This window comes from Streptomyces canus 299MFChir4.1 (assembly GCF_000383615.1).
Classification (GTDB): Bacteria; Actinomycetota; Actinomycetes; order Streptomycetales; family Streptomycetaceae; genus Streptomyces; species Streptomyces canus_C.
Window position 1 is genome coordinate 34,810 of the sequence record NZ_KB911623.1, and the last position, 22,872, is coordinate 57,681.

At 72.0% G+C, this 22,872-nt stretch carries 23 protein-coding genes and 1 pseudogene; 14 read left to right on the plus strand and 10 right to left on the minus strand.

The window, feature by feature from the left end; translation table 11 throughout:
- The first annotated feature begins 264 nt into the window (after positions 1–264).
- Entirely contained in the window at positions 265–714 is a 450-nt protein-coding gene (locus H293_RS0142485; RefSeq protein ID WP_020123855.1) for a GNAT family N-acetyltransferase, read from the plus strand.
- Between the two features lie 19 nt (positions 715–733).
- Here the strand turns inward: H293_RS0142485 and H293_RS0142490 are convergent, their stop codons facing one another.
- Entirely contained in the window at positions 734–1,525 is a 792-nt protein-coding gene (locus tag H293_RS0142490) for a CDP-alcohol phosphatidyltransferase family protein (RefSeq protein WP_020123856.1), read from the minus strand.
- 122 nt (positions 1,526–1,647) lie between these two features.
- Between H293_RS0142490 and H293_RS0142495 the strand changes: the two genes are divergently transcribed.
- The 5 genes and pseudogenes from H293_RS0142495 to H293_RS60805 all read left to right on the plus strand — a co-directional run.
- Complete coding sequence (locus H293_RS0142495; protein ID WP_020123857.1) at positions 1,648–2,628, plus strand: zinc-dependent alcohol dehydrogenase; 981 nt, start codon at positions 1,648–1,650, stop codon at positions 2,626–2,628.
- A 116-nt stretch (positions 2,629–2,744) separates the two neighbouring features.
- Positions 2,745–3,143, plus strand: a complete 399-nt coding sequence (locus H293_RS0142500) for a 6-pyruvoyl trahydropterin synthase family protein (RefSeq protein WP_020123858.1) — start codon at positions 2,745–2,747, stop codon at positions 3,141–3,143.
- A 5-nt stretch (positions 3,144–3,148) separates the two neighbouring features.
- Positions 3,149–4,324, plus strand: coding sequence for a glycosyltransferase family 4 protein (locus H293_RS0142505; RefSeq protein ID WP_397896238.1), 1,176 nt, complete (start codon positions 3,149–3,151; stop codon positions 4,322–4,324).
- Positions 4,321–5,328 (plus strand): class I SAM-dependent methyltransferase, encoded by a 1,008-nt coding sequence (locus H293_RS0142510; protein WP_020123860.1) that lies wholly within the window; start codon positions 4,321–4,323, stop codon positions 5,326–5,328. The genes H293_RS0142505 and H293_RS0142510 overlap by 4 nt, the downstream gene beginning before the upstream one ends.
- A pseudogene (locus tag H293_RS60805) lies at positions 5,325–6,500 on the plus strand (lysylphosphatidylglycerol synthase transmembrane domain-containing protein); the annotation flags it as partial. The gene H293_RS0142510 and the pseudogene H293_RS60805, both read left to right, overlap by 4 nt.
- A 113-nt stretch (positions 6,501–6,613) precedes the next feature.
- On the opposite strand, the gene H293_RS55970 reads toward H293_RS60805, so the two are convergent.
- Complete coding sequence (locus H293_RS55970) at positions 6,614–7,381, minus strand: creatininase family protein (protein ID WP_078612855.1); 768 nt, start codon at positions 7,379–7,381, stop codon at positions 6,614–6,616.
- 38 nt (positions 7,382–7,419) lie between these two features.
- On the opposite strand from H293_RS55970, the gene ribA reads away from it, so the two are divergent.
- Genes ribA through H293_RS0142550 form a run of 5 tightly spaced genes read left to right on the plus strand, consistent with a single transcriptional unit; the run spans position 7,420 to position 11,975 of the window.
- Positions 7,420–8,079, plus strand: a complete 660-nt coding sequence (gene ribA / locus H293_RS0142530; protein ID WP_020123864.1) for a GTP cyclohydrolase II — start codon at positions 7,420–7,422, stop codon at positions 8,077–8,079.
- Between the two features lie 45 nt (positions 8,080–8,124).
- A complete protein-coding gene (locus H293_RS51320; RefSeq protein WP_020123865.1) occupies positions 8,125–8,622 on the plus strand; it encodes a hypothetical protein in 498 nt (165 codons plus the stop codon).
- Positions 8,619–9,767 (plus strand): NAD(P)/FAD-dependent oxidoreductase, encoded by a 1,149-nt coding sequence (locus tag H293_RS0142540; RefSeq protein ID WP_020123866.1) that lies wholly within the window; start codon positions 8,619–8,621, stop codon positions 9,765–9,767. The genes H293_RS51320 and H293_RS0142540 overlap by 4 nt, the downstream gene beginning before the upstream one ends.
- Positions 9,764–10,828, plus strand: a complete 1,065-nt coding sequence (locus tag H293_RS0142545) for a saccharopine dehydrogenase (RefSeq protein ID WP_020123867.1) — start codon at positions 9,764–9,766, stop codon at positions 10,826–10,828. Before H293_RS0142540 ends, H293_RS0142545 begins: the two co-directional genes overlap by 4 nt.
- Complete coding sequence (locus tag H293_RS0142550; RefSeq protein WP_020123868.1) at positions 10,821–11,975, plus strand: saccharopine dehydrogenase family protein; 1,155 nt, start codon at positions 10,821–10,823, stop codon at positions 11,973–11,975. Before H293_RS0142545 ends, H293_RS0142550 begins: the two co-directional genes overlap by 8 nt.
- A 4-nt stretch (positions 11,976–11,979) precedes the next feature.
- Here the strand turns inward: H293_RS0142550 and H293_RS0142555 are convergent, their stop codons facing one another.
- Positions 11,980–13,209: a serine hydrolase domain-containing protein gene (locus H293_RS0142555; protein ID WP_020123869.1), complete on the minus strand. Its 1,230-nt coding sequence runs from the start codon at positions 13,207–13,209 to the stop codon at positions 11,980–11,982.
- A 159-nt stretch (positions 13,210–13,368) separates the two neighbouring features.
- On the opposite strand from H293_RS0142555, the gene H293_RS0142560 reads away from it, so the two are divergent.
- On the plus strand, positions 13,369–13,818 hold the full coding sequence (locus tag H293_RS0142560) for a PPOX class F420-dependent oxidoreductase (protein WP_020123870.1): 450 nt from the start codon (positions 13,369–13,371) through the stop codon (positions 13,816–13,818).
- Between the two features lie 206 nt (positions 13,819–14,024).
- Positions 14,025–14,435, plus strand: coding sequence for a VOC family protein (locus H293_RS0142565; protein ID WP_020123871.1), 411 nt, complete (start codon positions 14,025–14,027; stop codon positions 14,433–14,435).
- Between the two features lie 82 nt (positions 14,436–14,517).
- Here H293_RS0142565 and H293_RS0142570 read toward each other — a convergent pair whose 3' ends face one another.
- Together H293_RS0142570 and H293_RS0142575 are read right to left on the minus strand one after the other, a co-directional pair.
- A complete protein-coding gene (locus tag H293_RS0142570) occupies positions 14,518–15,858 on the minus strand; it encodes an MFS transporter (protein ID WP_020123872.1) in 1,341 nt (446 codons plus the stop codon).
- Positions 15,859–15,979: 121 nt separating this feature from the next.
- Positions 15,980–16,645: a TetR/AcrR family transcriptional regulator gene (locus tag H293_RS0142575; RefSeq protein WP_020123873.1), complete on the minus strand. Its 666-nt coding sequence runs from the start codon at positions 16,643–16,645 to the stop codon at positions 15,980–15,982.
- Between the two features lie 129 nt (positions 16,646–16,774).
- On the opposite strand from H293_RS0142575, the gene H293_RS0142580 reads away from it, so the two are divergent.
- The gene (locus H293_RS0142580; RefSeq protein WP_020123874.1) at positions 16,775–17,650 is read left to right on the plus strand and encodes a shikimate dehydrogenase; all 876 of its coding nucleotides are present in this window, start codon (positions 16,775–16,777) and stop codon (positions 17,648–17,650) included.
- A gap of 7 nt (positions 17,651–17,657) precedes the next feature.
- Here H293_RS0142580 and H293_RS0142585 read toward each other — a convergent pair whose 3' ends face one another.
- The 5 genes from H293_RS0142585 to pgi form a co-directional block, all read right to left on the minus strand.
- Positions 17,658–19,121 (minus strand): hypothetical protein, encoded by a 1,464-nt coding sequence (locus H293_RS0142585; RefSeq protein WP_020123875.1) that lies wholly within the window; start codon positions 19,119–19,121, stop codon positions 17,658–17,660.
- Positions 19,122–19,209: 88 nt separating this feature from the next.
- Positions 19,210–20,076, minus strand: coding sequence for a hypothetical protein (locus tag H293_RS0142590; protein WP_020123876.1), 867 nt, complete (start codon positions 20,074–20,076; stop codon positions 19,210–19,212).
- Between the two features lie 199 nt (positions 20,077–20,275).
- Positions 20,276–20,863, minus strand: coding sequence for a histidine phosphatase family protein (locus H293_RS0142595; RefSeq protein ID WP_020123877.1), 588 nt, complete (start codon positions 20,861–20,863; stop codon positions 20,276–20,278).
- A gap of 7 nt (positions 20,864–20,870) precedes the next feature.
- Positions 20,871–21,749 (minus strand): phosphogluconate dehydrogenase (NAD(+)-dependent, decarboxylating), encoded by an 879-nt coding sequence (gnd, locus tag H293_RS0142600; protein WP_020123878.1) that lies wholly within the window; start codon positions 21,747–21,749, stop codon positions 20,871–20,873.
- A gap of 1 nt (position 21,750) precedes the next feature.
- Positions 21,751–22,872: glucose-6-phosphate isomerase (gene pgi / locus H293_RS0142605; protein WP_020123879.1), on the minus strand; the 1,122-nt coding region annotated here is incomplete at its 5' end.

Below are 22,872 nucleotides of genomic sequence, written 5' to 3' on the forward strand. Positions count from 1 at the left end.
GCCAGAAGCCCCCAGCCCCCGCGACTCACCGGACGGTGCATGTGCCCCGGTCAGGTCTCGCTGGGGAGGCTCAGACGCAGGCCGCGCACCCGCCGGACCATTCACGGGGTCGAGTCAGTGGCACCCGCCAGACAGCCAGGCGGTCGGCCCCGGAACCCGTCAGAGGTCCCCAGCCCCCGCGCCGCGCACTCGCCGGACCGCTCTCGTGCTCCGGCGCATCGGATCTGCCGTAGGGCCCGTGGTCGCGGCGATAGGGTCCACTCCATGGAGACTCAGGACATCCGGGTGGAGATCGTCCGGGAGGCGGACCAGGAGCTCGTCGGCGCGTTCGCGCGGATGCTGCCGCAGTTGTCCTCGGCGGCCGAGGCCCTCGACCTCGCCGCGCTCGACCGCATCCTGGCCTGTGACGCCAACACCATGCTGATCGCCAGGTCGGCGGCCGGGGCGGTCGTGGGCACCCTCACCCTCGTCATGTTCCCGGCGCCCGCGGGGCTGCGGGCCCGTATCGAGGACGTGATCGTCGATCACGCGGCCCGCGGCCAGGGCATCGCGGGACTGCTGATCAGGGAGGCCATCCGGCTCGCCCGGGAGGCCGGGGCCCGTACCGTCGACCTGACCTCCCGCCCGGACCGGGCAGCGGCCAACCGGCTCTACGAGCGGCAGGGCTTCCGGCAGCGGGAGTCGACCGTGTACCGGGTGCCGCTCAAAGGCTGACCTTCGCGCCGACAGGGTTTCAGGAGGCCACCGCCTCCGGCTCGCGCTCCACCGCCACGAACTCCAGCTCCAGCAGCTCGCCCACCGCCGCCTGGTCCGCCCGGTGCGTGCGCCACAGCCACAGGATGTCCCGGCCGAACGACCAGACCAGGGTGGACAGGGCGAGGGCCACGACCCCGAAGGTCGCCGTGTGCGGCAGGTACCCGGACGCGGCCACCAGCAGCAGGATCCCCTGGAGCGCGGCCACCGTCTTGCGGGCCATGCTCGGCGGCAGCGGGGCGTTGAGCCAGTTCCAGACGCGGGCCGCGGCGACGAAGCCGTAGCGCATGGCGCCGATGAGCAGCACCCACGGGCCTTGGGACATCGACACGTACACGCTGAGCACCAGGATCAGGAACGCGTCGACCTCCATGTCGAACCGCGCGCCCAGCGGAGTCGAGGTACCCGTCGCGCGGGCCACCTTGCCGTCGACGCCGTCGAGGATCAGGGCCACCGCCGTCAGGCCGACGAAGAGGGTGACCGGCGGGGAGTCCTGGTAGGAGTCCGCGACCAGGGCGGTCACTCCGCCGACCAGCGTGGCCCGGCCGAGGGTCACCCGGTTGGCCGGTCCGAAGGACCGCGGCCGGGTGCGGTGCAGCGCCCTGGAGAGCACGGCCCAGGTGGCGACGGCGAAGGCGAGGCCGGTCAGCCAGCCCGCCGGCCCCATGCCTATCGCCGTGCCGAGCAGAGCCAGCAACAGGATCTGAACGCCCGCTCCCACAGCGGTCTCCTGCTGGACCAGCCTTGCTTCGTAAGTGTTGTTCAGGGCCACCGCACATTCCTCCGGCCAGATGACAGAGTCGATCAAGGCCGCGTACTGTGCGCGGCCTGTGCACACCTCGGGTTACGTGACGAGGTACGTGCACGGGTTGCCGATCGTTCAGGAGGTTCTCGATGAAGGCCGCGGCACGCGCGTTCTGGCTCCGTTCTCCGGGGGAGGGCGAGGTACGGGAGGTGACCCTTCCGGCCCCCCGCGAGGACGAAGTGCTGGTCCGCTCGCTGTACTCGGGGGTCAGCAGGGGCACGGAGACACTCGTGTTCCGCGGCCAGGTGCCCGAGAGCCAGCACGCGGCCATGCGGGCACCGTTCCAGGAGGGCGACTTCCCGGGACCCGTGAAGTACGGCTACCTCAGCGTGGGGCTGGTGGAGGAGGGGCCCGCCGCGCTGAAGGGCAGGACCGTCTTCTGTCTGTACCCGCATCAGACGCGGTACGTAGTGCCCGCGAGCGCCGTGACGGTCGTACCGGACGACGTGCCCGCCCGCCGGGCCGTGCTCGCCGGCACGGTCGAGACCGCCGTGAACGCCCTCTGGGACGCGGCGCCCCTGGTGGGCGACCGGATCGCGGTCGTCGGCGGTGGCATGGTCGGCAGCTCCGTGGCGGCACTCCTCGCCCGCTTTCCCGGCGTGCGGGTCCAATTGGTGGACGCCGACCCCGCCCGCGCCGAGACCGCCGAGGCCCTCGGCGTCGGCTTCGCGTCCCCCGCGGACGCCCTCGGCGACTGCGACCTCGTCGTCCACGCCAGCGCCACCGAACAGGGCCTCGCCCGCTCGCTGGAACTCCTCAGCGCCGAGGGCACGGTCCTCGAACTGAGCTGGTACGGCGACAAGAAGGTCAGCCTGCCGCTCGGCGAGGCCTTCCACTCGCGGCGGCTCGTCATCCGCAGCAGCCAGGTCGGCACCGTGTCCCCGGCCCGCGGCAACCGCAGCTACGGCGACCGGCTCGCCCTCGCGCTGGAACTGCTCGCCGATCCGAGGCTTGACGCCCTCATCACGGGGGAAAGCGCGTTCGAAGAACTGCCGGAGGTGATGCCCCTGCTGGCCAGTGGGGAGATTGCGGCCCTCTGTCACCTCGTGAGGTACGGCAAGAGCGCCTGACCTGAGAAAAGAGTGAGATCCGGCTGAACACGGGGAAGCGGAGAGCCGTACTACACGGCATCCCCCGGCAGGGATCAGCCGGGGGACCAGACGCGCCGCACCTGGAGGGTCGTCCGTTGTTCAGCATCACCGTCCGCGATCACATCATGATCGCCCACAGCTTCCGCGGCGAGGTCTTCGGCCCCGCGCAGCGTCTGCACGGCGCGACGTTCCTGGTGGACGCCACGTTCCGGCGCGAACAGCTGGACGACGACAACATCGTCGTCGACATCGGACTCGCCACACAGGAACTGGGTGCCGTAGTCAGCGAGCTGAACTACAGAAACCTCGACAACGAACCCGACTTCGCCGGAGTCAACACCTCCACGGAGTTCCTCGCGAAGGTCATCGCGGACCGGCTCGCCGAGCGCATCGAGAAGGGCGCTCTCGGCGAGGGCGCCAAGGGTCTCGCGGGGCTGACCGTCACCCTGCACGAGTCGCATGTCGCGTGGGCGAGTTACGAGCGTGCCCTGTGACCGACATGACGACCGGGCGGGCGGCCACGCTCGACTACGTGCCCGTACAGCACACGGCTCTCAAGAAGGCCGAGATCATCCCGATGTCCCTGCGGACCGTGCACTTCGTGATGCCGGGCGGCGTGGACGACCCGACCGCGCCGAGCGGCGGCAACGCCTACGACCGGCGGGTCTGCCTGGACCTGCCCGGCTTCGGCTGGCAGGTCGAGCGGCACGCGGTGGCCGGCAGCTGGCCCCGGCCGGGAGCGCCCGCCCGTACCGAACTCGCCCGCACCCTGCGGGACCTGCCCGACGACACCGTCGTCCTCATCGACGGCCTGGTCGCCTGCGGCGTACCGGAGATCGTCGTGCCCGAGGCGGAGCGGCTGAGCATCGCCGTCCTCGTCCACCTGCCGCTCGGCGACGAGACGGGACTCGAACCCGGGCTCGCCCTCGCACTGGACGCCAAGGAGCGCGAGGTGCTGCGGGCCGTGCCCGCCGTGATCGCCACCAGCGACTGGGCCGTACGCCGGCTCGTCTCCCACCACGGACTCGCCCCCGAGCGGGTCCATGTCGCCACCCCGGGCGCCGACATCGCCCCCCTCGCCTCCGGCACCGACGGTCTCTCCCGGTTGCTGTGCGTGGCCGCGGTGACGCCCCGCAAGGGACAGCACCGGCTGATCGAGGCCCTGGCCGGCGCCCAGGACCTGCCGTGGAGCTGCGTGTGCGTCGGCGGGATCACCCAGGATCCCGAGTACGTCGCCCATCTGCGGATGCTCATCAAGCGGTACGGCCTCCAGGACCGCCTGCACCTCGCGGGACCGAAGGCCGGGGCCGAGCTCGACGCCAGCTACGCCGCCGCCGACCTGATGGTCCTCACCTCCTACGCCGAGACCTACGGCATGGCGGTCACCGAGGCCCTCGCGCGCGGCATCCCGGTGCTGGCCACCGACGTCGGCGGAGTGGCCGAGGCGGTCGGCCGCGCCCCCGACGGGGGAGTGCCCGGCATCCTCGTCCCGCCGGAGGACCCCGCCGCCCTCGCCGCCGAACTGCGCGGCTGGTTCGGCGAGGCGGACGTACGACGCAGGCTCAAGGCGGCTGCCCGGGGCCGGCGGGCCGCCCTGGACGGCTGGGCGACCACGGCCCGCAGCCTGGCCGGAGTACTCGGCCGACTCCCGAGCGAGCCCAGGAGGGCGGCATGAGGAAGACGGCGACCAAGCAGAGCGGCAAGATCCCGGCACAGCCGGGGCCTCGAGAGGTGGCGTCGGTGCAGCCTGGTGTCCCGTCCGCAGCAGAATCGGTCATCCCCGGTGCCGGTCCCAGCACCCGCCCCGGCGAGCGTCCGACCGTACGCCTCAGGGACGCCGGACCCGACGACGCTCCCCGCTACGCCCCCGAGTGGCTGGAACTGCGGGAGGGACCCGACGCGGCCGCGCGGGCGGCCGATCTGCTCGACCCGCTGCGGATCCGGCTGGCCAACCTGCCGGGCAAGGCCGGACTGGTCATCCACGACCTGGGCTGCGGCACCGGCTCGATGGGCCGCTGGCTGGCGCCCCGCCTGGACGGCCCCCAGCACTGGATCCTGCACGACCGGGACCCCTACCTCCTGCACTTCGCGGCCGTCGCCTCCCCGCGCTCCGCGGCCGACGGCAGCCGGGTCACCGTCGAGACGCGCCGCGGCGACGTCGGCCTGCTCACCCCGGACGCCCTCGCCGGCGCCTCCCTGGTGACGGCCTCCGCGCTTCTGGACGTCCTCACCCGCGAGGAGATCGACACCCTCGCCGCGGCCTGCACGGGCGCCGGCTGCCCGGCCCTGCTCACCCTGTCCGTGGCGGGCCGCGTCGAACTCACCCCGTCCGACCCGCTGGACGAGGAGATCGCCAGCGCGTTCAACGCCCACCAGCGGCGCGGCGGACTGCTCGGCCCGGACGCCCTCACCGTCGCCTGCGAGGCGTTCTCCGAACGGGGCGCGACGGTCCGGCTGAACCCGAGCGCCTGGCGCCTGGGCCCCGCCGAGTCCGCGCTCACCGCGCAGTGGCTGCGCGGCTGGGTCGGCGCGGCCGTCGAGGAGCGCCCCGAGCTGAAGGAACGTGCCGAGCGCTACCTCCAGGACCGTCTGGAGGCCTGCCGCGCGGGCGAGTTGAAGGTCGTCGTCCACCACAGCGACCTGCTGGCGCTGTCCCGCCCGACGGGCGGAGCGTCATGAGCGTGGAGACGGTGCGGCCGGACACGGACCTCCCGGCGGCCCGCGGCACCGGTCGCACCAAGGCGCCGTTGCCCGTACGGCGACCCGCGGACCCGGCAGGGCCGGGCACGCTCTCCCACCGGGCCCGCACCCTGCGGGCCGAGGTGGTCCAGACCCGGGACCAGGTGCTCACGGCACGGACCGACGCCCTCGTGGCCCGGGCCGAGATCCTCGAAGCCGCCGGCGTGCCCGCCGCGGACCTGGCCGAAGCCGCCGTCTCCCACGACCGGATCGGCGTGATCGTGACCGAGGCCCGGCCCGGGCCCGCTCACCCGGCAGCCCCCCGGTGGCGCACCGCCCTGCGCTCGGTCCTCAACTCCCGCGCCCTGCGTACCCACTTCGGCACCGTCGCCGGGGTCACCATCCTCGCTCTGCTGCTGTGGCGCCTCGGCACCGGCGTCTTCCTGGACGGGCTGCGCCGGATCGACGGCCCCGCCCTGCTGGCGGCGCTCGCGATCGGCGTACTGACCACCGTGTTCAGCGCCTGGCGCTGGCAGTTGGTGGCCCGCGGTCTGCGCATCCGGCTGCCCCTCGGCGAGGCCGTGGCCGACTACTACCGTGCCCTGTTCCTGAACGCGGCCCTGCCCGGTGGTGTCCTCGGTGACGTGCACCGCGCGGTCCGGCACGGGCAGAGTGCCGGCGACATGGGCCGCGGAGTGCGGGCGGTCGTCCTCGAACGGGTCGCCGGTCAGATCGCGTTGGCGGTCGTCGGCGGTGCCGTGCTGCTCACCATGGACTCCCCGGTGCTGGCCGAGGCCCGCCACCTCGCCCCCGTCGCCGGCCTGGCCGGCCTCGGCGCGCTCGCCGTGGTCGTGGCCCTGCGGATGAACCGGGCCCCCTCCACCCGCCGCGGCCGGAGGCTGCGCGCGACCCTCGGCGAGGCGCGCGAGGCACTGCTGTCCCGCCGCAACTGGCCCGGCGTCACGCTGTCCTCGGCCGTCGTCCTCGCCGGCCACCTCGGGATGTTCGTGCTCGCCGCGCGCATCGCGGGCTCCGACGCCTCCGTCGCCGCCCTGCTGCCGCTGGCCGTGCTCGCCCTGCTCGCCATGGGACTGCCCCTGAACATCGGCGGGTTCGGCCCCCGGGAGGGCGTCACCGCCTGGGCGTTCGCCGCCATGGGCCTCGGCGCCGGCGCCGGCCTCGCGACCGCCATCGTGTACGGCGTCCTCAGCTTCGTGGCGAGCCTGCCGGGCGCGGTCGTCCTGGTCGCCCGCTGGTACCAGGGTCTGCGGCGCCCGGCCAAGCCCTACTCGGCGCCGTCGCCGGATGCGGTCAGCATCGAGAAATACGTTCCGAAGGATGCCGCGAGGCTCTCCAGCAAGGCTTTCCCTTTTTCCGCCGAGCCCAGCGAAGGGCGCCCTATGACACCGGAATCGGTGTAACCGGACATACCGAGGGTGAGGAGATGACGACGGTCGTCCGCGACGAAATCGGAGGTCTCGTAACCGGGGCGGAGACTTTCCGGGTGCGTATGCAGAAGAATGGAGGTCTCGATTTCTCCCGCGTGCATGTCGGTGAGCAGCGAGGTGACCACTCCCGCCTCCGTACGGGCGGCCTCCCAGTCCTCCGCGGCCGGGAACAGCGCCATCCGCTCCCCGCGGGCGGAGGCCTCCTGGACGACGTTGCCCAGCACGTAGTTCCCCCCGTGGCCGTTGACCACGACCAGGGCCTCGACGCCCGAACGGCGCAGCGAGGCGGCGATGTCCTGTACCACCGAGTGAAGGGTGACGGCGGAGATGCTGACGGTCCCCGGCCAGGCCGCGTGCTCGTGCGAGCAGGAGATCGTCACCGGGGGGAGGAGGTGCACCGGGTACGCCGCGGCGATCTCCCGCGCGACGGCACACGCGACGAGGGTGTCGGTCGCCAGGGGAAGGTACGCGCCGTGTTGTTCGAAGCTCCCGACCGGAAGGACGGCGACCTGAGTTGAGACGCCCGCGCCCCGCGTCCGTACGTCTTCCGTAGTGTCCGTCGGCAACAGACCGTACGCCGCCGACCGTATTCCCGAACCGCTCATCTTTTCACGGCCTTTCGTCTCTGCTTAGGAAACAGATCATGACAGATTACGTTGGCGTACTCGGCAAGAAGGCACCGCAGCGCACCGGGGTGGAACGCGTGGTGAATGCCCCGCTGCCCACCGTGTACGGGAAATTCCAGGCGGTCGGCTACCTCGATCACGACCGCGGTGACGAACAGGTCGCCCTGGTCTACGGTGACATCGGCACGGAGGACGTCCTCGTGCGGCTGCATTCCGAGTGCCTGACCGGTGACGCTTTCGGCTCCCAGCACTGCGAGTGCGGTGACCAGCTGGACGCCGCGCTGCGGGCCGTGGTCAAGGAGGGCAGCGGCATCGTCGTCTATCTGCGGGGCCACGAGGGCCGGGGCATAGGCCTGCTCGCCAAGCTGCGCGCGATGGCGCTCCAGGCGGAGGGCCTGGACACCGTGGAGGCGAACCTCGCGCTCGGTCTGCCGGTGGATTCCCGCGACTACGGCGTCGCCGCCGGGATCTTCCACGACCTGGGCGTGAACTCGGTCCGACTGATGTCCAACAACCCGCGCAAGCGCGAGGCGCTGGTGCGGCACGGCATCGAGGTCTCCGAGACGGTGCCGCTGCTGATCACGCCGTGCGAGAGCAACATCACCTACCTGCGCACCAAGCGGGAGCGACTGGACCACGTCCTGCCCCACCTGGACGCGGTGGCCCACCTGTCCTGACCGTCGGGCGGATTCCGGGAGGCCGGATCCGGACAGGAAGAGGGAATGACCGACGACGTCCTCTTCCTCCTCCCCGGCCAGCGGGCCACGCCCCTGCGCGACGCGGCGACCGGCCACCGTGCCGCCGTGCCCGACAGCGCCGTCCTGGGCACGGGCACCTGGGCCCTGGCCCGTGGGCGAGAGGTGCCCGCAGGCACCGAAGAGGCGGTGGCGGACGCCTGCCCGGTGGCGGCCCGCACGCCGGGCCCGACACCGGTGGTGCGCGGGACGCGGCCCGTGCCCGGGTGCGCGGTGGTCGGCGGGGGCGCGTTCGAGGCCGGCCGCCGGGAGGCGGACACCGGAGTCCTACGGCGGTCGGCGAGAGTGGTCGTGGACGACCCGGCGACCGCGGCGGAGCACGCCGGGCCGGTCGGGGGCGCGCTCCGGACGGGGCTGCCGACCGGTCTCGTCGGCCTGGGTGACGTACCGACCGGACGAGCCGTGGCCCGGGCCGCCCCCGGTGACACCGTCCACCAGCACGCGGCCGAGGGGGAGCGCCGGTGAGCACGCGGTCGGCCGAGGTCGTAGTCATCGGCGGTGGTGTCATGGGGACGAGCATCGCCCGCCACCTGGTGCGCGCGGGCGTACGGGACGTGGTGCTCGTCGAGCGGGACGAGCTCGCCTCCGGCTCCACGTCGAAGGCGGCGGGCGGGGTACGGGCGCAGTTCTCCGACGAGCTCAACATCCGGCTCGGGGCGCGCAGCCTGGAGGCGTTCGGCCGGTTCGAGGAGGAGACCGGGCAGGACATCGGTCTGCACCGGGTCGGATACCTGTTCCTGCTGTCGACGCCAGAGGAGGTCGCCTCCTTCGAGGAGAGCGTTCGGCTCCAGAACGGCCTCGGCGTCCCGAGCCGCATGATCGACCCGGCCGAGGCGCGCCGGCTGTCCCCGCTCATCACCACCGACGGACTGCTCGCCGCCGCGTTCTCACCCGAGGACGGCCACTGCACCCCCGAGTCCGTCGTCCAGGGCTACGCGGCCGACGCCCGCCGCCACGGCGCGACCGTCCTGCGGCACACCGAGGTCACCGGCATCGAACGGCGCGGCGACGACATCACCGCCGTCACGACCACCAGGGGCCGTATCGCCACCGGCACGGTGGTCTGCGCGGCGGGCGCCTGGTCGCGGGCCGTCGGCGCGATGGCCGGCGTGGACCTGCCGGTCGAGCCGCTGCGCCGCCAGATCGCGGTCACCGAACCGGTCCACGCGCTGCCGCCCGACCTTCCCATGACCATCGACTTCACCAGCAGCCTCTACTTCCACCGCGAGGGCCCCGGCCTCCTCCTCGGCATGTCCGACCCCGACGAGAGACCCGGCTTCGACACCGCCACCCACGACCGCTGGATCCCCCGCCTGGCCGAGGCCATGCAGCACCGCGCCCCCGCCCTCCTCGACCTGCGCCGCACCGGCGGCTGGGCCGGCCTGTACGAGATCACCCCGGACCACAACGCCCTGATCGGCGAGGCGACTTCGGTCTCCCGCTTCCTGTACGCGACCGGCTTCTCCGGCCACGGTTTCCTCCAGGGACCGGCCGTCGGCGAGGTCGTCCGCGACCTGTACCTCGGCCGCGTACCCTTCGTGGACATCAGCCCGCTCAGCGCCGGCCGGTTCGCGGCCGACGCCCCGCGCCCGGAGGCCAACCGCGTATGACCGAGCTCCATCTGTGGCTGCGCCACGAGGTCCGTTCCACCGAGCGTCGCACGCCCCTCGTGCCGTCCGACGCCCGGCGGCTCGTCGACAGCGGCGTGACACTGACCGTCGAGGAGTCCCCGCAGCGGATCTTCCCGATCGAGCAGTACGCGGCGGTCGGCTGCGGTGTCGCCCCCGCGGGTTCCTGGGCCTCCCGGGCGCCCGAGGACGCCGTGGTCCTCGGCCTCAAGGAACTCCCCGACGAGCCGGCCGCCCTGACGCACCGGCACGTCTTCTTCGGGCACGCCTACAAGGAGCAGCCGGGCGCCCTGGAACTGCTGCGCCGGTTCGCCGCCGGGGGAGGAGCCCTCCTCGACCTGGAGTACCTGGTCGACGACCACGGCCGCAGGCTCGCCGCCTTCGGCTACTGGGCCGGTTACCTCGGCGCGGCTCTGGCCGTGCTCCAGCACCGCGGGAGGCTGTCCGCGCCTCTCACGCCCACCTCGCAGGAGGAACTGGAGGAGGCGCTGCGGCCCGTCGCCGGGGACGAGGAGTTCACGGCCCTGGTGATCGGGGCCCTGGGCCGCAGCGGCCGGGGCGCCCGCGTCGCGCTCCGGGCCGCCGGAATCGAGCCGACCTGCTGGGACCTCGACGAGACCCGCGACCTGGACCGCCCCGCCCTGCTCGCCCACGACGTGCTGGTGAACTGCGTCCTCGCCACCGGCCCGATCCCGCCCTTCGTCCGCGAGGCGGACCTGGACGACCCGGCCCGCCGGCTGCGCACCCTCTCCGACGTGACCTGTGATGTCGGCTCGCCCCTGAACGTCCTGCCGGTCTACGACCGCACCACCGAGTGGGCCGAGCCCGTCCGCCGGCTGCACAAGGAACCCCCGCTCGACCTGATCGCCATCGACAACCTGCCGTCCCTGCTCCCCGAGGAGTCCAGCGTCGGGTTCTCGGGGTCGCTGCTGCCCCTGCTGCTGGAGTTCGGGGTCGGCGGACCCTGGGGGCGCTGCCTGGACCGGTTCCACCGGGCCTGCCGTGAACTCGGCATCGACGAGGGGGAGACGCGCCGTGACTGACCTGGTCCCCGCGAGCGGCACCGTTCACTGGATCGGCGCCGGACTCTCCACCGGCAGCGGTCTGGCCGCACTGTGCGACACGGCCGACCGCGTGCTGCTGTGGCACCGCACCGAGGAGCGGGCGGAAGAGGCCCTCGAAGGGCTTCGCATCAACGGGCGGGCCGCGCCCCGCGCGTATGCGCTCGCCGCGCTCGCGGCCGAACTGGCCCCGGGGGACGTCGTCGTGTCGATGCTGCCCGCCCCCGAGCACGCCGGGATCCTCGCCGCCTGTGTGCGCGAGAACGCCCACTTCGCCTGCTCCAGCTATGTGTCCGACGCCGTCCTCGAAGAGGTGCCCAGGGCGTACGAGGCCGGACTCGTCGTCCTCACCGAGGCCGGCCTCGACCCGGGCATCGACCACCTCTTCGCCCACAGTCTCGTCGCCCGGGCCCGCGAGGCGATCGGCGACGCGACACCGGCGTCGTACGGCCTCACCTCCTACTGCGGCGGCGTGCCCGCCGTCCCGAACGACTTCAGGTACCGCTTCAGCTGGGCCCCCGCCGGAGTCCTGAACGCCCTGCGCTCGCCCGCCCGTTACATCGACCACGGCGTCCCGACCACCGCCGAGCGCCCCTGGGAGGCGACTCGGCGCCATGTCGTGGACGGCGAGACCTTCGAGGTCTACCCCAACCGTGACAGCGTCCCGTTCGTCGAGCAGTACGGACTGCCGGCCGCCTGGACCCCGCGGACCTTCGTGCGCGGGACCCTGCGACTGGACGGCTGGCTGCGCGCCTGGGAGCCGGTCTTCGAGGAGCTGAGGACCGGCGACGACACCCGGATCGCCGCCCTGGCCCGGGAGTTGGCGGCCAGGTACCCCACGACGGACGCCGACCGCGACCGGGTCGTCCTCGCCGTCTCACTCGACGTGCGCGCGGAGGACGGCCGCACCTGGTCCGGCGGCTATCTGCTCGACCTGGTGGGGGACGAGGAGGACAGCGCCATGGCCCGCTGCGTCTCCCGGACCCTCGCCCTGGGCGTCGGCCACATCCTGGACGATTCCCTCCCGGCAGGGCTGAACCGTGCCGCGGAGACCGCCGACCGCTCGGAACAGTGGCTGGGCGAACTCGCCCGCAGCGGTGTGCACTTCACCCTGCGGGTCGATCAGTAGGCGCCTACGCAGTGACCGCCTCGTGGACCAGCCGCTTCAGGTCGGGGAAGAGCTTCAGCGACTTCGGGCGCACCTGGGTGAAGAACTGCACGGTCAGATCGCGGCCCGGGTCGACCCAGAAGGTCGTGGACGCGGCCCCGCTCCAGCCGTACGAACCGAGAGCCGAGGGCGCCAGGGTGCGGGCGGGGTCGATCACCACGGAGACGCCGAGGCCGAAGCCGACGCCGTCGTTGCCGGGCTCGTCGTGGGCCGGTTTGGTGCCGAAGGCGCGCAGGTCGGCGCCGCCAGGCAGGTGGTTGGAGGTCATCAGGTCCACCGTCTCGGCGGACAGCAGGCGGGTGCCGTCCAGTTCGCCGCGGCGGCGCAGCAGTTCCGCGAAGCGGTGGACGTCGTACGCCGACGCCGCCAGGCCACCGCTGCCGGACAGCAGACGGGGGCGGCGGCCCCGCAAGGGCAGTCCGGGGACCGGCTCGATGGTCCCGTCGTCCTTCTCGCCGTACAACTCCGCGAGCCTGTCCGCCTGTTCGTCCGTCACCCAGAACCCCGCGTCGGTCATCCCGAGCGGGCCGAGGACGCGCTCGGCGAAGAACGTGTCGAGGCTCTGGCCGGACGCGATCTCGATGACCCGGCCGAGGACGTTGGAGGCGACCGAGTAGTTCCACTGGGTGCCCGGCTCGAACTGGAGGGGCAGGCTCGCGTACACGTCGACGGTCTTGGCGAGGTCGGAGCCCGGCAGCACGGACGACTCCAGTCCGGCCTCGCGGTAGAGGGCGTCGACCGGGTGGGAGTGGTAGAAGGCGAAGGTCAGGCCCGCGGTGTGGGTCATCAGATGCCGGACCAGGATCGGACCGTCCGCCGGGCGGGTCGTGAGGCTGTCGCCGGAACCGTCCACATAGACCCGGGGCTCCGCGAACGCCGGCAGATACTCGGCGACCGGGTCGTCCAGCGACAGCCGGCCCTCCTCCACGAGGATCAGGGCGGCCACGGCGGTGACCGGCTTCGTCATCGAGTAGATCCGCCACAGAGTGTCGGCCTCGACCGGCCGGCCGGTGGCGAGGTCACGGTGGCCGTGCGCGGTGAGGTGGGCGATGCGGCCGCCGCGGGCGACGGACACCAGGAAGCCGGGCAGCCGGCCCTCGTCGACGTAGTGGGCGAAGTGCTGGTCGAGGCGGTCGAGCGCCTTCGCGTCCAGCCCCACCTCACCGGGATCGACCTCTTGCCGAAGCTGTGCCATTGCTTTCCTCCGTCGCGCATCCGTCGAGGTGGGGACCGACATACCCGGTCCGGACCACCTCAGACATCATCGTCGCTCAGAAAACCACGACGAGCCGCGGGTCGGCCGGGATTCGGCAGTGGGGGAATGCGGGGTGCGGCCGGGCCGGTTGATCGTGTCATGACCGATGACGCGACGCAGGACGCACTGTTCCGGCTGCTCTCCGAGAGCCACGGCGGGGTGCTGGTCACCCTCAAGCGCGACGGCCGCCCCCAGCTGTCGAACGTCAGCCACGCCTACTACCCCGACGAGCGGATCATCCGGGTCTCCCTCACCGACGACCGCGCCAAGACCCGCAATCTGCGCCGGGACCCCCGTGCCTCGTACCACGTGACGACGTCGGACCGGTGGGCCTACACGGTCGCCGAGGGCACGGCCGACCTCACCCCCGTGGCACAGGACCCCCACGACGACACGGTCGACGAACTCGTCCGCCTGTACCGGGACGTCCAGGGCGAACATCCCGACTGGGACGACTACCGGGCGGCGATGGTCCGGGACCGGCGGCTGGTGCTGCGGCTGCGGGTGGAGCGGGCGTACGGGATTCCCGCCGGGGCGATCGGCGGCTGACCGGCTTGGGCGGGGCGCCCAGGGGGGTGCCGGGTTCGGTTGTCGGGGCGGGTGCGGGTGCGATGTGGCTGGTCGCGCAGTTCCCCGCGCCCCTAGGGGCACCTCCGGCCCGTCGGTCCTACGACCAGCGGCGCAGGGCCGACGGCCGATGTGGCGGGGAGCTGCGGCTGCCTACGCTGACCGGCACACCGAGAGAAGAGGTCAGCATGCCCGTCAACGGCCGCAGCCACATTCGTGTCGCCTGTCCCTCCCGGGACCTGGCCGCCGCCGAACGATTCTGGGTCCAGGGGCTCGGGCTGGGTGTCGTGTGGCGTGCCGAGGGCGGTCCCGAGCCCGGGGAGCACGACCTCCTGATGCTGGGGTGGCCGGACGCCGGCTGGCACCTGGAGCTGGTCCACGAGCAGGGCCGTCCCGTCGAACCCCGTCCCACCGAGGAGGACCTGTTGGTGATCTACGTCGACGGGCCGGTGCCGGAGGACCTGGTCGCCCGCCTGGAGGCCCACGGCGGCAGACAGGTGCGGTCGCCGAACCCCTACTGGAACGAGTGGGGCGTCACGGTGGAGGACCCGGACGGGTACCGGCTGGTGCTGTGCACGCGGGGCTGGTCGAACGGGTAGCCGCAGCGGGCGGGCAGGCCCGAGCCCCCGGGTGCCTGCGGGCGTCCGGGGGCTCGACGTGGGGGGAGCGGAAAGGGCGGGGTCAGGCCGTCACCTTCTCCGGGCGGGACGCCTGACGGGGTGCCCGTGCGCCGAGCTCCTCCGCGGGGACCTTGTGGGTCTCGCGGGCCGTCAGGGCGGCGATCACCGGCGGGACGCACAGGGCCGCGGTGAACAGGGCCACCGAGGACCAGTCGGTGCCGTCGGGGCCCGCGATCTGCGCGGCGAAGGTGACCGCGAAACCCGCCACGGCGAAGCCGATCTGGGTGCCGATGGCCATGCCCGACAGCCGGACCCGAGTGGAGAACATCTCGCCGTAGAAGGACGGCCAGACGCCGTTCGCGGCGCTGTAGACGACACCGAAGGTGATGATGCCGAGCAGCAGCGTCAGCGGGTAGTTGCCCGTGGAGATGCCCCAGAGGTAGAGGAACATCATCACCGCGCTGCCCGCCGCGCCGATCAGGAAGACCGGGCGCCGGCCGATGCGGTCCGACAGCGTGGCCCACGCCGGGATCGCGGCGAGCGCGACGAGGTTGGCGAGCGCGCCCACCCACAGCATCGAGGAACGGCTCATCCCGACCGCGTCGCTCGTCGCGTACGCCAGCGCCCACACCGTGAAGATCGTGGAGACCGAGGCGATCAGCGCACCCCCGATCACCCGCAGCACGTCCGCCCAGTGCTCCCGCAGCAGTACCACCAGGGGCAGCTTCGGGACGCCCTCGGAGGCGGCCTGCTGCGCGAACGCCGGTGTCTCGTCCAGCTTGCGGCGGATCACGATGCCGACCACGGCGACCACCACACTCAGCCAGAACGGCACGCGCCAGCCCCAGGACAGCAGCTGGTCCTCGGGCAGCGCGGCGACCGGCAGGAAGACCAGGGTGGCGAGCAGCTGCCCGCCCTGGGTGCCGCTGAGGGTGAAGCTCGTGAAGAAGCCCCTCCGGTGCGCCGGCGCGTGTTCCAGGCTCATGGAGTTGGCGCTGGCCTGCTCGCCGGCCGCCGAGATGCCCTGCAGGACCCGGCACAGCACCAGCAGGACCGGAGCGAGGGTGCCGACCTGGTGGCGGGTGGGCAGACAGCCGATGAGGAACGTCGACAGGCCCATCAGGATCAGCGTGAAGACCATGATCTTCTTACGCCCTGCCCGGTCGCCGAAATGCCCTAGGAAGAGAGCGCCGACCGGCCGGGCCGCGTAGGCGACACCGAACGTGGCCAGCGACAGCAGGGTCGCGGTGGCCGGGTCGGACTCGTCGAAGAACACCTTCGGGAAGATGAGGGCCGCGGCGCTGCCGTAGATGAAGAAGTCGTAGTACTCCAGGGCGCTGCCGATCCAGGCGGCGGTGGCGGCCTTTTTCGGTTGCCCGACGGCTTTGGCGGGGACGGACACGGGTGCTCCTTCGGGGACTCCGGGAGCTATCCAGTTAATTAACCCACTGGATAGTTAGTAGCGGTTGCCGAGGATGGTGCGCCCGCGCCTCCCGGGTGTCAAGGGGTCCGGACGGGCCGGGTCAGTCCGCCGCGCGGTCCGCCGTCAGGTAGGCGATCACCATGTCCCCCAACATGGTCCGGTAGTGCTCCCGTTGCTCGGCGGCCACCAGGTCACGCCCGAACAGCGCGCCGAAGGTGTGCCGGTTGGCGACCCGGAAGAAGCAGAACGAACTGATCATCGCGTGCAGGTCCACAGCGTCCACGTCGGCCGTGAACAGGCCGGACTCCTGCCCCGAGGCCAGGATGCGGCCGATCACGTCGAGCGCGGGGGAGCCGATCCTGCCGAGCTTCTCGGAGGCGGCGATGTGCTCGGCCCCGTGGATGTTCTCGATGCTGACCAGGCGGATGAAGTCCGGGTGCTGCTCGTGGTGGTCGAAGGTCAGCTCCGCGAGGCGCCGGATCGCCGCGACCGGGTCCAGGTGCTCGACGTCCAGCTCCTGCTCGGCCTCGCGGATCACGGTGTACGCCCGCTCCAGGACGGCTGTGAACAGCTGTTCCTTGCCGCCGAAGTAGTAGTAGATCATCCGCTTGGTGGTGCGGGTGCGGGCGGCGATCTCGTCGACGCGGGCCCCGTCGTAGCCGGCCCGCGCGAACTCCTGGGTCGCCACGTCGAGGATCTCGGCCTGGGTGCGGGCGGCGTCGCGGATCCGCCCGCCTGGTCGTGCCGGTTCGTCGACGCTGGTCATCGGGTTCCTTCGGGTGGGCGGCCGGTGCCGCAGATTCTAGAAGGCACCGCCCGGCTCTTCCCCGGCGGCTGTCCGGCTGATATAGCTAACGTACTGGTTCGTACATTAGCTTTCGGCTGGGAGGTCCGCGTGGCCAAGGACTCGTTTCTCGTCGGACTGATCGGCGCCGGTATCGGCCCCTCGCTGAGCCCGGCGCTGCACGAGCGGGAGGCGGACCGGCAGGGCCTGCGCTGTCTGTACCGGCTCATCGACATCGACGTGCTCGGCGTGCGCCCCGAGGCGGTCGGCGAGCTGGTGCGGGCCGCCCGGGACCTGGGCTTCGACGGGCTGAACATCACCCACCCGTGCAAGCAGCTGGTCATCGGGCACCTGGACGCGCTCGCCCCGCAGGCACGGGCGCTCGGCGCGGTCAACACCGTCGTCTTCGAGGGCGGCCGCGCGACCGGGCACAACACCGACGTCACCGGCTTCGCCGCGTCCTTCGCGCGCGGGCTGCCCGACGTGCCCCTGGAGCGGGTCGTGCAGCTGGGTGCGGGCGGCGCGGGGGCGGCCGTGGCGCACGCCATGCTCACCCTGGGCGCCGCACGGGTCACCGTCGTCGACGCGCTCGCAGGCCGGGCCGCCGACCTCGCCGCCGCCCTGAACCGGCACTTCGGCGAGGGGCGCGCGGCCGCGGCCACCCCGGACCGGCTGGCCCCGCTGCTGGCCGACGCCGACGGCCTGGTGCACGCCACCCCCACCGGCATGGCCGCCCACCCCGGCCTGCCCCTTCCGGCCGGTCTGCTCCGCCCCGAGCTGTGGGTCGCCGAGGTCGTCTACCGCCCGCTGGAGACGGAACTGCTGCGCACCGCCCGCGCGCTGGGCTGCGCCACCTTGGACGGCGGAGGGATGGCCGCCCTCCAGGCCGCGGACGCGTTCCGGCTGTTCACGGGGCGGGAACCGGACGCGGCCCGGATGCTGGCGGACATCGGGGAACTGGCGGGCGCGGTCGGCACCCCCAAGTAACCGTGGATCACTGACGGTTGACGGTCCGGGTCACACCGGCGAAGACCGTCGTCGCCAGGATCCAGCCCGCGATGACCAGGGCGTACGACAGCGACTGGTACCAGCCCCGCGGGGCGAAGGCGCCCTCCTGGCCGAAGGAGATCACCGGCAGCAGCAGGTCGAGGGTGTAGAACAGCGCGTTGAAGTGCGGGGCCTCGTCCGCCTTGAGCGGTGGCGGGTGGTGCAGGCCGTAGGCGAGCGTGCCGACGGCGAGCAGGGAGAGCAGCCAGACGCAGGCCCGCAGCGGATGGAAGCCGTAGCCGACGGTGGCGTCCTGGACATGGCCCCACAGGCGTCCGTACCAGGCGAGCGTGGCGCGGTGGCGGCGCTGCTTGGCGAGCTGGACCAGCCGGGCGGCGCGGTCGTCGCCGATGCGGCGGTAGGCGGCGGTCAACTGCTCGTAGGCGTGCGGGACATAGCCTTCGCGGTCGCGCTCCAGCATGGGCAGGCGGCGCTCGGCGGGCTCCTGCGGGGTGAGCGAGGTGTAGACGAGCTTGTTGAACTGGACCTCCTCCGGCACCACTTCGGGTTCCAGGAACAGGTCGTCGATCTGGGCGCGGCGCAGGCTGAGGGTGCCCTGAATGGGCGGCCCCTTGCGCAGCCAGAGCTCCCCGATGGTGCAACTGTTCGCCCTGAGCGCCGCGTCGCCCGGGTTCGACAGATGCGCGTACGAGAAGTCGAGCCGGCCCGCGATCCGGGCGCCCCGCAGGCCGATCCAGCCGAAGGTGTGCGCCCGGCGCAGATGGACGTCGCCCTCCACGACGAGGGTCTGCGCGTCGAGGACGATGTCGCCGGGGTGGCTGAGCCGGGCGTCGTTGAGGTTGACGGAACCGGCGACGGTGGCGCCGTTGAGGCGGATCTCGCCGTGGACGCGGAGCCCCGGCGCCCACAGATCGTCGCCGAGGCTCATGTGGTTGAGCTGGAGCGCGGGTTCCCCGGCCTCGTCCGCGACGATCTCGGCCCGGTCCATGAACAGGGCCCCGGCGATCCGCGCCCCGCCGAGCCGCACCGGGCCGTTCACCAGGCAGGCCGTCAGCCGCAGCACGGCCTCCACGCGCAGCGTGGCGGCGGTCAGTCCGGGCAGCACGGAGTGGCTGAGGTTCAACTGACGCATCCGGCAGCCGTACAGCACCGGTACGTCGTCGAAGTGGCAGTGGCTGAGCCGTACGGCGTGGTCGACCGTCCCGTACTGGAGCGCGAGCACACCGGTGATCCGGGCGCCTGCCAGCTTGAGGGCGGGTATCTCCGCGTCCTCCTGCGGCCCGTTGAGCATCAGCGCCCGCAACACGGAGGCGCGCACGGTCCGTTCGGCACCCCACTCGGCGCCGCCCGCCACGTCCTCGTCCTGCGCCGCCCGGAAGTCCACGGCCTCCCCCCGGGGGAAGGCACGCCACACCCGCAGTTCGGCCGGGGTCAGGTTGTCGATCTCCATCAGCCGTGACTCTGACGGGACCATGAGCGACTGTCAACATGCCCGGACCTCTGGAGAGTGCGGCCCTGTCGCTCGGAAACCTCAGAGCTCAGAGGTAGAAACCGGATATCTCGAAGGCCGCTTCCTCCGCGATGTCCGGGACCTCCGGCGAGGCCACCCTGTCGTGCCAGGGCTGCCAGTCAGGCGGGGTGACCACGAGCCCGATGACGGGTGCGGGGTCCGGATCGCTGGGCGGCGGCTCCCGGCGCGCCGAGGCGAATGTGGGCAGGAATGCCGGTGGGGTGTCGTCGGGGACGAGCGGACGGGGCGCCGGTTCGTGAGCGATCTCGGGCGGATCGACGTCGGCCGTGGGAGTCCTGGTGGTCAGCCCCAGTTGGGCGACGGCCCTCGCGAGATCCGTGAGGTGCCGCTGGTACCCGGCCCTGCCCAGCATGGCCGTCACGTCGTTCATCACCCCGAACGCGCTCGGCGCGAAGGCGTACTTGGCCGCCTTCAGCCCTGCCTTCAGCAGTGAGCCGCAGTTCCGCGTTGCCTGGTCCGCCACCGTGAACGCCTGATGGATGCTGTCGGAGGAGGGGAAGCGCGCAGCGGTGTTCAGGTCGAAGCCGGCGGCGGCCAGCCGTTCCCCGAGGTGACGGGGTTCGACGGGAACACACCGACCCCGGAACGTCCCCCGGACGTCCTCCATGTCGAGGTCGCGGGCGGTGAGTTCGGTCGCCAGCCCCAGCATGCACCGGAGCGTCCCGCGGGCCTGCCCCGGCTCCGTGAACGTACGACGCCGCTGGTGCTCCCGCTTCTCGCCGGTGATCACCGCCATGAGGTCGACGAGGCGCTCGTCCGCCTCTGCCGCCAAGCGCTCGAAGCCGTCGGCGCCGTCGCGAAGACAGGCCAGGGCCGACAGCGCCGCCCGCCGGAGACGTTGGGCGGCCAGGGTCACTTCGCTGCGGGGTGCCATGGGAGATTTCGTGGTCCGTGCGCTTTCCGGAGTCGCCGCCATGGCATCCACCCTGCTCGATCCGCTGTGGTCTTTCCCCCATACCCACGACAAAACAACCCGTAACTTCCTTTCAGGACAACATGGTTGACCGTCGCCGCCCGACGACCACGGCCCGGACCACGACGTGTCGTGGTCCGGGCCGCGTGCGAGAGCGGTTCTAGGCCCTGGTGTTCCACTCCGCGATCACCGGGCGGTCGTGTTCCGTCGAAAGACGGCTCACCGTCCCGGTCGCCAGCTGGAACAGCCGGCCGTCCGCCGGGGTCAGCCCCAGCCGGCGGGCCGTCAGGACCCGCAGGAAGTGGGCGTGGGCCACGAGGACCACGTCGCCGTCGGGGAGGGCGGCGTCGACACGGGCGAGGACCCGGTCGGCGCGGCGGCCGACCTCCTCGGGGGATTCGCCGGGGTGTCCGTCGGGGCCGGGCGGGACACCGTCGGTCCACAGGTTCCAGTCGGGCCGGGTGCGGTGGATGTCGACGGTGGTGACGCCCTCGTAGGCGCCGTAGTCCCACTCGTGGAGGTCGGGGTCGGTCAGGGCCCCGGTGATGCCCGCCAGTTCGGCGGTGCGTATCGCGCGGTCCAGCGTGCTGGTCAGCGTGAGCGAGAAGGTCCGGGCCGAGAGGAGCGGAGCGAGTGACTTGGCCTGTTCCTCGCCGTGCTGGGTGAGGGGCAGGTCGGTCCAGCTGGTGTGCTGTCCCGACACGCTCCACTCCGTCTCACCGTGGCGGACCAGAAGGAGATCCCCCACGGCGCGCCTACTTCTTCGCTTCGACGGCGTGCCCGCCGAACTGGTTGCGCAGCGCCGCGATCATCTTCATCTGCGGGGAGTCGTCCTGGCGGGACGCGAACCGGGCGAACAGCGACGCCGTGATCGTGGGCAGCGGCACCGCGTTGTCGATCGCCGCCTCCACGGTCCAGCGACCCTCGCCGGAGTCCTCCGCGTAACCCTTGAGCTTGTCCAGGTGCTCGTCCTCGTCGAGGGCGTTGACCGCGAGGTCAAGCAGCCAGGAGCGGATGACGGTCCCCTCCTGCCAGGAGCGGAACACCTCCCGCACGCTGTCCACCGACTCGACCTTCTCCAGCAGCTCCCAGCCCTCGGCGTACGCCTGCATCATGGCGTACTCGATGCCGTTGTGGACCATCTTGGAGAAGTGCCCGGCGCCGACCTTGCCCGCGTGGACATAGCCGTACGGCCCCTCGGGCTTGAGCGCCTCGAAGATCGGCTGGAGCCGGTCCACGTGCTCCTTGTCGCCGCCGACCATCAGGGCATAGCCGTTCTGGAGGCCCCAGACGCCGCCGGAGACACCGGCGTCGACGAAGCCGATGCCCTTGGCGCCCAGCTCCTCGGCGTGCTTCTCGTCGTCCGTATAGCGGGAGTTGCCCCCGTCGACCACGGTGTCACCGGCCGACAGGAGACCGCCGAGCTCGTCCACGACGGACTGGGTGGCGGCGCCGGCGGGGACCATCACCCACACCGTGCGCGGCGCCTCCAGCTTGTCGACCAGCTCGGCCAGGCTCGCCACGTCGGAGACTTCGGGGTTGCGGTCGTAGCCGACGACGGTGTGGCCGGCGCGGCGGATGCGCTCGCGCATGTTGCCGCCCATCTTTCCCAGGCCGATGAGTCCCAACTGCATATCAGTGCACTTCCTTCAGTTCACGGTAGGCGGCCACGAGGGCGGTGGTGGAGGGGTCGAGGCCGGGGACGTCGGCGCCCTCGGTCAGGGCGGGCTCGACGCGCTTGGCGAGGACCTTGCCGAGCTCGACGCCCCACTGGTCGAAGGAGTCGATGTTCCAGATCGCGCCCTGGACGAACACCTTGTGCTCGTAGAGGGCGATGAGCTGACCGAGGACCGAGGGGGTCAGCGCGCGCGCCAGGATGGTCGTGGTCGGGTGGTTGCCCTGGAAGGTGCGGTGGGCCACCTGCTCCTCGGCCACGCCCTCCGCGCGCACCTCCTCGGCGGTCTTGCCGAACGCGAGCGCCTGCCCCTGCGCGAACAGGTTGGCCATCAACAGGTCGTGCTGCGCCTTGAGTTCGTCACTCAGCTCGTCGACCGGACGGGCGAAGCCGATCAGGTCCGCCGGGATGAGCTTGGTGCCCTGGTGGATCAACTGGTAGTAGGCGTGCTGCCCGTTGGTGCCGGGCGTGCCCCACACCACCGGTCCGGTCTGCCACTCCACCGGCCGGCCGTCACGCTGCACCGACTTGCCGTTGGACTCCATGTCCAGCTGCTGAAGGTAGGCGGTGAACTTGGACAGGTAGTGGGAGTACGGCAGCACCGCGTGCGACTGGGCGTCGTGGAAGTTGATGTACCAGATGCCCAACAGGCCGAGCAGCAACGGCACGTTGGACTCGGCCGGGGCGGTGCGGAAGTGTTCGTCGACGAGGTGGAAGCCGTCGAGCATCTCCCGGAACTGGTCCGGGCCGATGGCGATCATCAGGGAGAGGCCGATCGCCGAGTCGAAGGAGTAGCGGCCGCCGACCCAGTCCCAGAACTCGAACATGTTGTCCGGGTCGATGCCGAAGTCCGTGACCTTCTCGGCGTTCGTCGACAGGGCGACGAAGTGCTTGGCGACGGCCTTGTCGTCGTGGAGTCCGGCGGGTCCGTCGAGCAGCCAGGTGCGGGCCGACGTGGCGTTCGTGATCGTCTCGATCGTGGTGAACGTCTTGGACGCGACGATGAACAGGGTCTCCGCCGGGTCCAGGTCCCGTACCGCCTCGTGCAGGTCGGCGCCGTCCACGTTGGACACGAAACGGAA